This window comes from Burkholderia sp. L27(2015) (assembly GCF_009765705.1).
Lineage (GTDB): Bacteria > Pseudomonadota > Gammaproteobacteria > Burkholderiales > Burkholderiaceae > LMUX01.
The window spans coordinates 79,999-92,477 of sequence record NZ_LMUX01000007.1; the positions used below are offsets into that span (position 1 = coordinate 79,999).

The 12,479-nt window shown below is 59.8% G+C and carries 12 protein-coding genes; 9 read left to right on the forward strand and 3 right to left on the reverse strand.

Annotation, left to right across the window (positions count from 1 at the left end; genetic code table 11):
* The first annotated feature begins 135 nt into the window (after positions 1-135).
* The 5 genes from rpsU (at position 136) to GSQ77_RS02240 (ending at position 4,955) form a co-directional block, all read left to right on the forward strand.
* Positions 136-348 (forward strand): 30S ribosomal protein S21, encoded by a 213-nt coding sequence (gene rpsU / locus GSQ77_RS02220; RefSeq protein ID WP_158898609.1) that lies wholly within the window; start codon positions 136-138, stop codon positions 346-348.
* Between the two features lie 552 nt (positions 349-900).
* On the forward strand, positions 901-2,514 hold the full coding sequence (locus GSQ77_RS02225; protein ID WP_158898611.1) for an APC family permease: 1,614 nt from the start codon (positions 901-903) through the stop codon (positions 2,512-2,514).
* A gap of 27 nt (positions 2,515-2,541) precedes the next feature.
* Entirely contained in the window at positions 2,542-3,033 is a 492-nt protein-coding gene (locus GSQ77_RS02230; protein WP_158898613.1) for a M48 family metallopeptidase, read from the forward strand.
* A 104-nt stretch (positions 3,034-3,137) separates the two neighbouring features.
* The gene (locus GSQ77_RS02235; RefSeq protein ID WP_158898615.1) at positions 3,138-3,680 is read left to right on the forward strand and encodes a hypothetical protein; all 543 of its coding nucleotides are present in this window, start codon (positions 3,138-3,140) and stop codon (positions 3,678-3,680) included.
* A 249-nt stretch (positions 3,681-3,929) separates the two neighbouring features.
* Positions 3,930-4,955 (forward strand): aldo/keto reductase, encoded by a 1,026-nt coding sequence (locus tag GSQ77_RS02240; RefSeq protein WP_158898617.1) that lies wholly within the window; start codon positions 3,930-3,932, stop codon positions 4,953-4,955.
* Here GSQ77_RS02240 and GSQ77_RS02245 read toward each other — a convergent pair whose 3' ends face one another.
* From GSQ77_RS02245 to GSQ77_RS02255, 3 genes are all read right to left on the reverse strand, one after another.
* Entirely contained in the window at positions 4,956-5,552 is a 597-nt protein-coding gene (locus GSQ77_RS02245; protein WP_254067407.1) for a GAF domain-containing protein, read from the reverse strand.
* Between the two features lie 16 nt (positions 5,553-5,568).
* On the reverse strand, positions 5,569-6,984 hold the full coding sequence (locus GSQ77_RS02250) for an MFS transporter (protein ID WP_158898620.1): 1,416 nt from the start codon (positions 6,982-6,984) through the stop codon (positions 5,569-5,571).
* An 86-nt stretch (positions 6,985-7,070) separates the two neighbouring features.
* On the reverse strand, positions 7,071-8,855 hold the full coding sequence (locus GSQ77_RS02255) for a gamma-glutamyltransferase family protein (protein ID WP_158898622.1): 1,785 nt from the start codon (positions 8,853-8,855) through the stop codon (positions 7,071-7,073).
* 202 nt (positions 8,856-9,057) lie between these two features.
* On the opposite strand from GSQ77_RS02255, the gene GSQ77_RS02260 reads away from it, so the two are divergent.
* The 4 genes from GSQ77_RS02260 to GSQ77_RS02275 all read left to right on the forward strand — a co-directional run bounded on the left by GSQ77_RS02260 (position 9,058) and on the right by GSQ77_RS02275 (position 12,461).
* Positions 9,058-9,711, forward strand: a complete 654-nt coding sequence (locus GSQ77_RS02260; RefSeq protein WP_158898624.1) for a FadR/GntR family transcriptional regulator — start codon at positions 9,058-9,060, stop codon at positions 9,709-9,711.
* A gap of 117 nt (positions 9,712-9,828) precedes the next feature.
* The gene (locus tag GSQ77_RS02265) at positions 9,829-10,476 is read left to right on the forward strand and encodes a TetR/AcrR family transcriptional regulator (RefSeq protein ID WP_158898626.1); all 648 of its coding nucleotides are present in this window, start codon (positions 9,829-9,831) and stop codon (positions 10,474-10,476) included.
* 250 nt (positions 10,477-10,726) lie between these two features.
* On the forward strand, positions 10,727-11,743 hold the full coding sequence (locus tag GSQ77_RS02270; RefSeq protein ID WP_216854837.1) for a tripartite tricarboxylate transporter substrate binding protein: 1,017 nt from the start codon (positions 10,727-10,729) through the stop codon (positions 11,741-11,743).
* Between the two features lie 112 nt (positions 11,744-11,855).
* Positions 11,856-12,461: a tripartite tricarboxylate transporter TctB family protein gene (locus GSQ77_RS02275; RefSeq protein ID WP_158898628.1), complete on the forward strand. Its 606-nt coding sequence runs from the start codon at positions 11,856-11,858 to the stop codon at positions 12,459-12,461.
* The last annotated feature ends 18 nt before the right edge of the window (positions 12,462-12,479 follow it).

A 12,479-nucleotide genomic window follows, 5' to 3' on the forward strand; every position in this document is an offset into this window, starting at 1 on the left:
CAATCGACGGTTCGCGGCAAAAAGTAAACCTTAATGCAACGCTCTGAGCGTCTGGAAATGATTTTCGGGCGCAAAAAGAGTATAATCTTGGGTCGCTCTGCATAACCGACAGAGGAAAGCCCACTCAGGAATTACATGACAACTGTTCGCCTAAAAGAGAATGAGCCGTTTGAAGTGGCTCTGCGTCGTTTCCGCCGCACGATCGATAACAATGGCCTGATCAAGGAACTGCGCGCGCGCATGTTCTACGAAAAGCCGACCGCCGTGCGTAAGCGCAAGAAAGCCTCGGCCGTATCGCGTCTGCGTAAGCGTCTGCGCCACGAGCAGCTGCCGAAAAAGATGTATTAAAGCGAACAGCGCCCTTCGTCGCTGTCGCTTAAACCTGTCGAGAATCCGTGTGGGTTCGGTGCGGGTCAGAAGCGGCGATGGGCGAGTTTTGCTTCAGTCTTATTCGTTGTTGCTTTGCTGTTTATTTCAGATTTGAATAGTTAGCACGTTGCTGCTGGTGTTTCGAATCTGTGTAAACACGCGTCTGTTTTCAGCTTTATCGCCAAGCTTATTGCCGTGCTTTATCGTTGAGCCCCATTCCCAAGCTTGACTTCGAACGCTTCCCTCCCCGCCTTGCCACTTGATTTTGCAATACCATTCAGCCTTATGGCCTGAACGTGGTTCTGCTTGTCTCTCCGACGCTCGTTGCTGCGCGCCGGTGCGCGCCGGTGCGTATTCTCAAGCGCGAACTTTCTTCGGCCAAACCTATCGTACGTTGGTTGCCGAATCAATGATTCGCATAAGTGCATACGCGCATCGTAGTCATGCTGCGTTGACAGGAACAGGCAAGAAGTTACGCGGGAACACGCGCGCCGGCGTCAGCTCCGCCCGGACGATACTCAGGGAGAAATCTTGAAAAATTCCATTCAACGCAACGTCGGGCCGATGGCGCTCATGCTGACAGGCCTCGGCTCGATCATCGGCTCAGGCTGGCTGTTCGGTGCTTGGAAGGCATCAAAAATCGCGGGGCCCGCTGCGGTCATCGCATGGATGATAGGCGCGGTCGTGATCCTCGCCATTGCCCTCGCCTACGCAGAACTCGGCGCCATGTTCCCGGAATCGGGCGGCATGGTGCGTTACGCGCGCTACTCGCACGGCTCCTTGGTCGGCTTCATCAGTGCGTGGGCGAACTGGATCGCGATCGTATCAGTGATTCCGATCGAAGCCGAAGCGTCGCTGCAATACATGAGCACCTGGCCATATAGTTGGGCGCATGGGCTCTACGTGAACGGATCGCTCACGCCCATTGCGTTGATATTCGCGGCGCTATTGGTGGTCGGCTATTTCCTGCTGAACTACTGGGGCGTCAAATTGTTTGCGCGAGCCAACTCGGTGATCACCACGTTCAAATTTATCATCCCGGGCGCGACCATACTTGGCTTGATGTTCACCGGCTTTCACCGCGAAAACTTCGGTGGCGCCGGCACCGCGTTTGCGCCGTACGGTTGGTCTGCCGTGCTCACCGCGGTGGCCACGAGTGGCATTGTGTTCAGCTTCAACGGTTTCCAAAGTCCGGTGAACCTGGCCGGCGAAGCGCGCAACCCCTCGCGCAGCATACCGTTTGCGGTAGTCGGCTCGATCCTGTTGGCGCTGGTCATCTACGTGCTGTTGCAGGTCGCCTATATCGGCGCGGTCAATCCCGCCGATGTCGCCAAGGGCTGGGCCCATTTCAATTTCGCTTCGCCGTTCGCCGAACTGGCGCTCGCGCTCAACCTCAATTGGCTGGCATTCCTGTTGTATGTGGACGCTTTCGTGAGCCCGAGCGGCACCGGCACCACGTATATGGCCACCACCTCACGGATGATCTATGCGATGGAGCGCAACAACACGCTGCCCAAGATATTCGGCTATATTCACCCGCTCTACGGCGTGCCGCGCCCGGCGATGTTCCTTAACCTGATCGTCGCGTTTATCTTCATGTTCTTCTTTCGCGGCTGGAGCTCGTTGGCGGCCGTCATTTCAGTGGCAACTGTCATCTCCTACCTGACCGGACCGATCAGCCTCATGTCGCTGCGTCGCAATGCGCCCGACCTCAAACGGCCGCTGCATATCGCCGGCATGCAGGTGATCGCGCCCTTCGCTTTTGTTTGCGCGTCGCTCGTCTTGTATTGGGCCAAGTGGCCACTCACCGGCGAGATTATTTTGCTGATGGTGGTGGCGCTCCCGATTTTTTTCTTCTACCAAAGAAAAACCGGCTGGGACGGCTGGAGCCGCGACTTGCATGCGGCCTGGTGGCTGATCGCCTATTTGCCCGCAATGGCCGCGATCTCATTGGTCGGGAGCAAGGAGTTTGGCGGTCTTGGTTGGCTGCCTTACGGCTGGGATATGCTGTTGGTGGCTTTGCTGTCGCTCGGGTTTTACTACTGGGGCGTGAGCGCGGGATATCGCAGTCCATACCTCGATGAGTGTCATGAAGACGACGGCGCGGCCTCCAGCCCAGAAGCCCTCGCCCGCGCGCCCGTCTGACCCCCGTCGGCCCCAATCACCATAGCCATGCAACAGCTCAAGTATCTCAGCGCCTACCCCGAAACCTTGCAAGAGAAGGTGCGTCAGATGATCACCCAAAATTCGCTCGGCGAACATCTGGCGCAGAAATACCCGCAACGCCATCTGGTGCAAACCGATCGCGCGCTCTACACCTACGCGACCGAGCTCAAGCAGAGTTTCATGCGCAACGCCCCGGCGCTGCACAAGGTCGGCTATGACACGCGGCTTGATGTCGAGCATCATGCGCTGGGTCTGCACACCGCCATTTCGCGCGTGCAAGGCGGCAAGCTCAAAGCAAAAAAGGAAATCCGGATTGCCTCGGTCTTCAAGGAAGCCGCGCCGGAATTTTTGCGCATGATCGTCGTACACGAACTCGCCCATCTAAAAGAAAGCGACCACAACAAAGCCTTCTACCGCCTCTGCGAAAGCATGCAGCCCGGCTATGGACAACTGGAATTCGATTTGCGCCTGTACCTGACTTGGCGGGATCTGGCGTAAACAGGGAACTTTCGGGGCATTGAGGAACCGTACTAGGGAGCCCGGGCGTACGACATGACAGTCGCCCGACGTTTCCCTTATGTTTTTCTTGATATCGCCCACTTATGAAGCGTTCTTTTCTTTTCTTTTCCGCTGCCGCACTCACTACATTGAGCGGTTGCGGCGCCTACGATTCTCACGTCGCGCACCAGGCTCAAGTCGCGATGCTCGGCATGACGGCCGACGACCTGCAATCGTGTGCAGGCGTGCCGGATAAAACCACCAAGATCAACGACCGCACGAGCGTGTACGACTACAAACTCGCGCCCGGCACGACCGGCTCACTCACGGCGACACTACCGCTGGTGGGCGGTGTAACCTTGGGCGGCGCCGGCCCCTTCTGCACGGCCAGCTTTCGCATCATCGACGGCAAGGTCAGCGATGTGCACTACTCGGGCGACGACGACAAGACGTTCGGCGACGATGCCATCTGCGTGCCCATCATTCGCGGTTGCATGCGGCAACCGGAAGCCAGTATGAGGCAGGACGACAAAGAAACGTGGCACGAGACCACGCTGTGGCACGAACCCCCGGCGCCCACGCAGCCACCGCACGACGCACCGCTGACAGCGCCGGCATCGAGCGCCTTGGCCGCGAAGAAGCCCTAAGAGATCGAGGGAGCGGCGAGGTGGAGCGGCGCGCGGCAATATCAGGCGGCGCGACGTCTTATGGCCGCTCTTTTCAAATCCTACGTCGGTCGCGCCGCTGCGCTGCGCAGACTCACTACTCTCGGTAGAATTGGACGTGCGCTGCCGCTCGCGCACCACATACCACGCACTCGCTTGCGCACAATACACCAACGCACCCCACGCATTCACGCATTCACGCAGACCGCTGACACGTTGAAGGAGCTTCAAATGGAATATCGATATCTCGGTGCATCCGGTTTCAAAGTACCGGTGCTCAGTTTCGGCGCCGGCACATTCGGCGGCAAGGGCGATTTCTTCAAGGAATGGGGCAGCACCGATGTGACCGAAGCGCGGCGCCTGATCGACATCTGTCTGGACGCCGGCGTAACCATGTTCGACAGCGCCGACATTTATTCGGACGGCGCATCCGAGGCTATCCTGGGCCAAGCCATCAAGGGCCGACGCGACCAGGTCATCATCTCGACCAAGGCGACCTTTCGCGTCGACGACGGCCCGAACAATGTCGGCTCGTCGCGCTTCCATCTGACACGCGCCGTAGACAATGCACTCAAACGCCTCGGCACCGACTACATCGATTTGTTCCAACTGCACGGCTTCGATGCAAAGACCCCGATCGCCGAAGTGCTATCCACCCTGGACGACTTGGTCCGTGCGGGCAAGATCCGTTACATCGGCGTATCGAATTTTTCCGGTTGGCATCTAATGAAATCGCTCGATGTCGCCGATCGGTATGGTTATCCGCGTTATGTGGCGAACCAGACGTACTACTCGCTGATCGGGCGCGACTACGAGTCGGAGTTGATGCCGCTAGGCCTGGATCAGGGTGTGGGCGCCGTTGTATGGAGCCCGCTCGGTTGGGGTCGTCTGACGGGCAAGATCCGGCGCGGCCAGCCCTTGCCCGAACAAAGCCGTCTGCATAAAACCGCAGATAAGGGTCCGCCGGTGCCCGACGACTATCTGTACAAGGTGATCGATGCGCTGGACGTCGTGGCTCAAGAGACCGGCAAGACGATCACGCAGATCGCCTTGAACTGGTTGCTGCAACGCCCGACTGTCGCGACCGTTTTGATCGGCGCGCGCGATGAAGCGCAATTGCGGCAGAACCTCGGCGCGGTCGGTTGGAACCTGAGCGCCGAGCAAGTGGCCAAACTCGACGCGGCCAGTGCGGTTACGCCGATCTATCCGTATTGGCACCAGCAAGGATTCGACGAGCGCAATCCTGCGCCGGTCTGATCACGGCACGAGCGGCTGTGCCGCAGGCATAGCCGCGATAGCGTGCATGGCCAGCGGCGCGGCCAGGAACGACCCTAGCAGCACACCGATTTGCTCGTGCTCTTCGCGATACCAACCCTCGACATGCGTCAGGTTCATGGTGCCGACGCATTTGCCGTCGTACGCAATCGGGATGTTGAGAATCGAACCCAGGCCCAAGCCTTCGATCAAGGTTTCATGGTCATCGAAAGCCTGTCGGATGCCATCCGGATGGGTGGCGCGAAACGGCTTCATCAGACGCAGCGTGTGCTCGCCCCAGGCACTGCCGCGTTTTTTCTTGCGGCCGCTGAGCGGATAAATGGCCGGCATGTTGGTGAATAGCCGTTCGACTTCAAAACAGTCCGCATCAAAATACATGATGGTGAATAACTTGAAACCGATCACTTCAGCGGCAAGTGCGTGCACCGCATCGAAGATCGTAGACGGCTGGTGGCCGGCGCGCACCGCGAGCGCCAATTGAGCCAGGTCGCTGAGTTGTAGCGCGCGAGGCGTCGTCGTCGCTATGGCCGCTGTGGCGGTGGCGGTGGCGGTGACCGTGAATGCGTTGTTGGTTTGCATGGTATTCCGATAAAAATCAGCTGTTCATTCCCTTGGCAGGCTGCAGCGTAGCAGGTGAGTGATCTAAACCGAGCTCTTGCGCTTCGATATCCTCGAGCGATCGATTCCGCGTTTCTATGCCGAAGATCAGCACCACTCCGGCGCCGATCACCAACACCGCGGTCGTCATCGCAAACACCCCGCCAAAACCGAACAACGGATACACATAGCCCACCAGGATCGGTGCGCTCACGGAACCCAAGCGGCCGAAGGACGATGACGAACCGGTACCGGTCGTGCGTACCGCCGTCGGGAAAATTTCCGGCGTGTAGGCATAGACCCCGGCGAACGCACCATTCATAAAGAACGACAGGCTCATGCCCGCGAACATGATCTGCAGCTCCGAATGCGAGAACGCCAACGCGATAGCCGAAGCCCCACCCAGCAACATGTACGTCGACACCACCGCCTTGCGCCCGATACGCTCGTTAAGAAACGCAGCCGAGAAGTAGCCGGGAATCTGCGACGCATAGATCACGATGGAATAACCGAAGCTCTGCGTGATCGTCAGCCCTTGCTTGACGAGCAGGCTGGGAATCCAGGCAAAGAACGAGTAATAGGCGAACGCGACGGAGAACCACATGATCCAGCTCACCGCCGTGGTGCCTGCCAGCGGCGGCAGCCACAAGGTCAGTATGTTGCGCCACGCGCCGCCGCTTTTCTGCACGGTGGGCGGTGCGGCTAACTCAGCGGCGGAAAGCGGCGCGAGTGTATGACCTTTGCGAACGAATTCCGCTTCGATCTTGCTCACGACACCGTCGGCTTCGGCAGCGCGGCCGCGGCTATCCAACCAGCGCGCCGATTCGGGCAGGGACTTTCTCCACCACAGCAACAGCAGCACCGGCAACGCCGTCACGATGGCCACGTAACGCCATCCGTCCGGAAAATTCTTGACCACAGTAAAACCCAGTACCGACGACGTCACATAGCCGAACGACATGAACCCGACCAACGCCCCGCAGAACATGCCGCGATAGCGCCTGGGGATGAACTCGGCAAGAAACGGTGCAATCACGACCGCTTCGGCGCCCGAGCCAAACCCTGCGACGATGCGCGCCGCGAAAAACACATGCCAGTCGCTGACCATCGCACTGGCGAATGATGCCACGCAGTAGATCGCCAGCGCCGACATCATGATGCGGCGCCGGCCGATCACGTCGGCCAACACACCGGAGAGAAAAGCGCCGAAGAAATAGCCGATGTAGGTGCTGCTGGCGACGAGCCCCGTTTGCACGCTGCTCAAATGCCAGAGCTTGCTGATCACCGGCAGCAAAAACGCGAGCGACGACGAGTCGAGCCCGTCGAACATGTATCCCAGGCCACCGATCAGCAACAGCTTGCGATGGAAACTGGACAGTGGCAATCGCTCGAGGCGGGCTGCAATCGCGGACATGGCGATGTCCTCCGGCTAGGTTAGGCTAGGTTACGTAAATGAGTCACGTAAGTGAGTTACGCAAATGAAGGTGGGTCGTGAGACCCTTAGCGTCCCACCGCATAGGCCTGCATTTGCCGAGGCGTCGCGGCGCCCCGCATCAGCCCGTGGCGCAAGCCCACCGCGCAGACGCGGCCCAACTCCCACGGCGCGGCCACACTCAAGTCATGGCCGCGCTCGCGCAATTGCGCAAGCGTACTTTCGGGAAAACGCCCTTCGGCCGACATCTTGCCCAACTGCATGGCGCGCGGATAAAACGAGCCGGGGAAATGCGCGGTCTGGAACGCGGGCGCGTCGATGGCGGCCTGAAAGTTCATGCCATGGTGGACATGCTTTAAAAACAACTGGATCGACCACTGGTCCTGTTGATCTCCGCCCGGTGAACCGAACGCGGCGTACGGCTTGCCCTCGCGGGTAACCAACGTAGGAGACAGCGTCGTACGCGGGCGGCGCCCCGGTCCCAGGGACGAGGGCAAGCCCGGCTCCATCCAGAACATCTGCCCGCGCGTGGTGACGTTGAAGCCGAGCCCAGGCACGGCCGGCGACGCTTGCAACCATCCTCCCGACGGTGTCGCCGAAACCATGTTGCCCCACCGGTCGACGATATCGAGGTGCACCGTGTCGCCGCGCAACTCGGGCAGCACCGCAAAGGTCGGCTCGCCTTGCCCAAAGCCGCCAGGCTGCTGCCGCCCGGCGTTTGCCAGCAGCAGAGCCAGCCGGTTCGCGCTATCGCCATGATTGCCGGGACGCAACTCGTACGAAGCTCGGTTTGCATCGATGAGCTTGCGGCGCTCAGCGTTATATTGCTCACTCAAGAGGAATTCCATCGGCACGCTGGCGAAATCCGGATCGCCATAGAACACCTCCCGATCCGCGAACGCGAGCTTCGAGCACTCGATCACGGTATGGACGAAATCAGGCCCCAACGGATCCATCGCTGCCAGATCGAAGCCCTTGAGCAATGCCAGTTGTTGGAGAAATACCGGGCCTTGTCCCCAGGGGCCGGTCTTGTGCACCGTGAGCCCCTCGTACTCGTACGAGGTCGAATCCTCGTAGGTCGGTTGCCAGCGCGCCAGATCGTCGCCATTGAGCAAGCCGTAGTTGCGCTGCCCGGACGTGTCCAGCACCGGCGTCGACCTGAAGTATTTGTCGATCGCCTCGGCGACGAAACCTTGATAGAACACGCGGCGCGCCTCTTCGCACTGCTGCGCGCGATCGCTTTTTGCGCTCGCTTCTTCAAGAATACGTTCGTAGGTTGCGGCAATTGCCGGGTTGGCAAACAAGCGATTGGGTACCGGCGCTTCGCCGTCCTTGAGCCATTGCTCGGCCGAAGTGGTCCACTCGCTGGTGAAGAAATCCTTGATCGCCAATATCGATGCGGCCATGCGCGGTATGACCGGGTAACCGTTCTTGGCATAGCCGATCGCGTAGCTCAATACGTCCTTGAGCGGCAGTTGGCCGTAGTCGCGCAACATGGCCATCCAGCCGCCGAACGCACCCGGCACCACGGCCGGGAGCAGGCCGGTGCCCGGCACCACGTCGAGTCCGAGCGATCGCATTTTCCCGATCGTCATCGCCGCCGGCGTCACGCCTTGGCCGCACAGAACGCGCACGCGATCTTCGCGCGCACTGTAGAAAATGACCGGCAACTCGCCGCCAGGCCCGTTCAAATGCGGCTCGACGATCTGCAGGACGAAACCCGCGGCGGCCGCGGCATCGAATGCGTTGCCGCCTTTTTCCAGCACCGCCATGGCCGACGAACTGGCAAGCCAGTGCGTGGACGAAACCATGCCGAAAGTGCCGATCAGTTCGGGGCGAGTGGTAAACGACATACCGTATCCTTGCTATAGAACAAACCAATTACGAATGGTTCGCTTGGTAAATTGACGAAATTTCGGGACAGAAAACACCGAAAATTTCATCAAGCCATTGTTGTTATAAATAAATATGGTGTCAATGAATATCTCCGGATTGGCAAGGGCATGGCCAGAATCTCTGCTATTATCGAACCAATTTAACTTGGTTCATCGACTCATGAACAATCAATCTGCGTTCGACAAAGTGCTAGGCTACATTGCGGAAAATGGCTTGAGCGATGGCGACACGCTGCCACCGGAGCGCACGCTGGCTGAGGAATTGGGCCTGAGCCGCCGCGAACTGCGCGCAGTGCTCGGCTCGCTCGAGGTGGCAGGTCGCATCTGGCGCGGCGTGGGACGCGGGACGTTCCTTGGAGCACGCCCACTCAAATTTGCGCCGTCGCTCAGTGGTTTGAGCGCGGGGACCAGCCCCACCGATGTCGCCGAGATGCGCTTGCTGGTGGAACCCGCGCTGGCCGCGCTCGCAGCCATGAAGGCCAGCCCCGACGATCTGGCGGAACTGGATAAATGCGCGCGTAGAAACGCCGGGGCCAAGGACGACGACGAATGGCAGCATTGGGACCATCGATTCCACTATCTGATTGCGCGCGCAACGCGCAATCCGGCGATCATTTCATTGTTGGAAGCCATCAACGGCGTGCGCGTGAAGCCAGCCTTGCGCGAGAAAACCGTAGACCAAAAAACCCGCGATCGCTTTGCCGCAGAGCATCTGGCGGTGGTCGAAGCGATGCTGTCGCGCGACGGCGAAGCCGCGTTTCGCGCCATGCGCAATCACCTGCTTAATGTGCAAGACCGTCTCCACGAGAAATAGCGACGGGGTTGGATAGATTCGGTGCCAAGGATCGGCAGCACGGATCTGCCTGATCGGCTTGCCTGAACCAACGCGCTCACACTTGACGTTTGTAACCAATTGGTGAATTATTCACCCATGCAAACCAAGTTGACACCCACGACTATTCCGGCCAGCCGCAATGCGGAACGCACTCGCGGTGCCATTCTCGACGCCGCCACGCAGGAGTTCGCGGCCTACGGGCTGGGCGGCGCACGGGTGGACCGGATCGCCGAGCGATCGGGCTCGAACAAGCGCCTCATCTATTATTATTTCGGCAACAAGGACGGCCTCTTCCTCGCGGTACTCGAGAAGGCCTACGCCGATATCCGCAAGGCCGAACAAGCCTTGCATCTCGACGAAGACGATGCGATCGAAGCGATCCGCAAGCTGATCTCGTTCACCTGGAATTACTACATCGAAAACCCGGCGTTCCTGACCTTGCTTAACAGCGAGAACCTGCACCGGGCGGAGCACCTGAAGCAATCGACGCGTATTCGGGAAATGAATTCTCCGTTGGTCGACATGCTCGATACGATTATCGAGCGCGGTCGCCGCGCCGGTTTGTTTCGCGATGGCGTCGACCCGGTGCAGCTTTATATTTCGATCGCCTCGCTGTCTTACTTTTACCTTTCCAATCATTACACGCTGTCGGTTATTTTCGGTCGCGACTTACGTTCACCGAAATCCGAAGCGCAACGCCTTTCGCATATGACCGAACTGGTGTTGGGCTATGTGCTGCTCTGAGTTATTCGCCCTCGCTTCTCGCGACATGCGCGGCATCTCCTGACGTAAACCCGCTTGACAAGAAAAAACTGCTCACACAAAATAAGTAACGCTTTGGTTAATTAACAATCGATAATAAAAAAACAGTAATCAAGAAAACGGTAATAAGAAAACAGATCGAGCTCGACTCTCCGCCTGTTTTGCCGCTGAACATCGGGCGGCGCAGGCACACAAGGGGAGCGCGTCGACCTGATAACCGACGGAGACAGCTTTGAAACAACTCAATCGACGTAAGGCGCTTGTCTTGGCAGCCGCCGCCTGCGCGGCGCTGACGCTACCCTTGAGCGCATCCGCGCAGTGGAAACCGGTTCGGCCGATCAACTTGATCGTGCCGTGGGCTGCGGGAGGGTCGACCGACCAGGTCACGCGGGTGGTCGCATCCGAGCTCGAAAAATCGCTGGGCCAAACGATCGTCATCATCAACCAGCCTGGCGGCTCGGGGGCAATCGGCACCAAGAGCGTACTGAACGCCCCCAAGGACGGCTACACCTGGACCGCTGGCGCAGCGCAGGACCTGGGCGCCTACCAGACGATGGGCACCGTCGATACCCGCCTGGCCGATTGGAACCTGTTCCTCAGCGTGGCCAACATCCAGTTGATGAGCGTCAACCCTCAGACACCGTACAAGAGCGCGAAGGACCTGCTCGACGCCATGAAAGCGAAGCCGGAAAAGATCACGGTCGCCACCGGCGGAATCGGCTCGGCCGGCTACAGCGCGATGTCGCTGGTTACCCAGGCCACGGGCGCGAAGGCCCGGCTTGTGTCGTATGACGGGGGCAACCCGGCGATCATCTCGACAGTGTCGGGTGAAACCGATGCGACCACGCAACTGGCGTCCGAGCAAGCCGACATGATCCGCGGCAAACGGCTGCGGCCCTTGGCCACCATCAGCGACAAACCGCTGCAGATCGATGGCTACGGCACGGTCCCGCCCTTGTCCGACACCGTGCCCGGGTTCAAGGCGCCGCTGAATTATTTCGGCATTTTCATTCCGAAGGGCGTGCCCGACGAAGTCGTGCAGACGGTCACGAAACTCTGGAACGAGAAAATCGCCACCAGCGACACGCTGAAGAAATACGCGACCAGCCGTGGTGCGTTGTTCGCGCCGGTATCCGGCGAGGTCGCGCAGAAAGCGGCGTTCCCGGCCGCGCAAGCCAATGCGTGGCTACTGTTCAATAGTGGACAGGCCAAGGTCTCGCCCGCTACGTTGGGCATAGCCAAGCCCTGAGCGCCTAGCGCGGCAAGACCCGGGTAAGCCCTGGTGGCTTCTTGCCGCGCTACCGCACCACGCTTGCCGTATTTGCGAGCACATTGAAACGCCGCGACCGGATTCCGATGTCATGAGTACGCAGCCCTCCCCCGCCGAAAGCCCCCACGAAGCCGCTGGCACCCCACGCGCTGATTTGATCGGCGGCCTGCTGTGGCTGGCGTTGGGGATCGTCATCACGGTCATGTCCTGGCGCATGGATCGCCTGCAGGCGCAGCACGTCAATCCGTACACAGTGCCGGGGCTGGTGCCCGGCTTGCTCGGGCTGGCGATGCTGGTGCTCGGCACGTTGATGGCCGTGCGCGGATGGCGTGCGGGCGCCAGATTGGCCGTGTCCTCGATGGACTCCCAGCCCGCCTCGACCTCGGCGCAAGTGCAACCCGGTGAGCCAACGCGGGAGCCGGCACAGGCACACCGAGCGATTCGCGTGCGCATCGCCACCGTGCTCGGATTATGTCTGCTGTTCGGCGGCGGACTGGTCGGTCATGGCCTGCCCTTCTGGGCGGCAGCCGCTCTCTTCGTCACCGCTGCCGTACTGATCCTGCAAGGCGCATCGCGCAAAGCGGCGGGGGTCGGCCTATCGCTGCGCACCGTGCTGATCGCCGCGGTCATCGGGCTCGGCGCGGGCGCTCTCGTTACCTTGGTGTTCCAGGAATTTTTCCTGGTTCACTTGCCCTAAGCCCCGGGAGGCGCACTC

What these genes read in the sequence shown, in the direction of transcription:
- GSQ77_RS02260 (WP_158898624.1), top strand. Translation starts at nt 9,058, where the DNA reads ATGAACAATCAATCTGCGTTCGACAAAGTGCTAGGCTACATTGCGGAA.
- rpsU (WP_158898609.1), top strand. Translation starts at nt 136, where the DNA reads ATGACAACTGTTCGCCTAAAAGAGAATGAGCCGTTTGAAGTGGCTCTG.
- GSQ77_RS02245 (WP_254067407.1), bottom strand. Translation starts at nt 5,552, where the DNA reads ATGCAAACCAACAACGCATTCACGGTCACCGCCACCGCCACCGCCACA.
- GSQ77_RS02235 (WP_158898615.1), top strand. Translation starts at nt 3,138, where the DNA reads ATGAAGCGTTCTTTTCTTTTCTTTTCCGCTGCCGCACTCACTACATTG.
- GSQ77_RS02250 (WP_158898620.1), bottom strand. Translation starts at nt 6,984, where the DNA reads ATGTCCGCGATTGCAGCCCGCCTCGAGCGATTGCCACTGTCCAGTTTC.
- GSQ77_RS02265 (WP_158898626.1), top strand. Translation starts at nt 9,829, where the DNA reads ATGCAAACCAAGTTGACACCCACGACTATTCCGGCCAGCCGCAATGCG.
- GSQ77_RS02275 (WP_158898628.1), top strand. Translation starts at nt 11,856, where the DNA reads ATGAGTACGCAGCCCTCCCCCGCCGAAAGCCCCCACGAAGCCGCTGGC.
- GSQ77_RS02230 (WP_158898613.1), top strand. Translation starts at nt 2,542, where the DNA reads ATGCAACAGCTCAAGTATCTCAGCGCCTACCCCGAAACCTTGCAAGAG.
- GSQ77_RS02240 (WP_158898617.1), top strand. Translation starts at nt 3,930, where the DNA reads ATGGAATATCGATATCTCGGTGCATCCGGTTTCAAAGTACCGGTGCTC.
- GSQ77_RS02255 (WP_158898622.1), bottom strand. Translation starts at nt 8,855, where the DNA reads ATGTCGTTTACCACTCGCCCCGAACTGATCGGCACTTTCGGCATGGTT.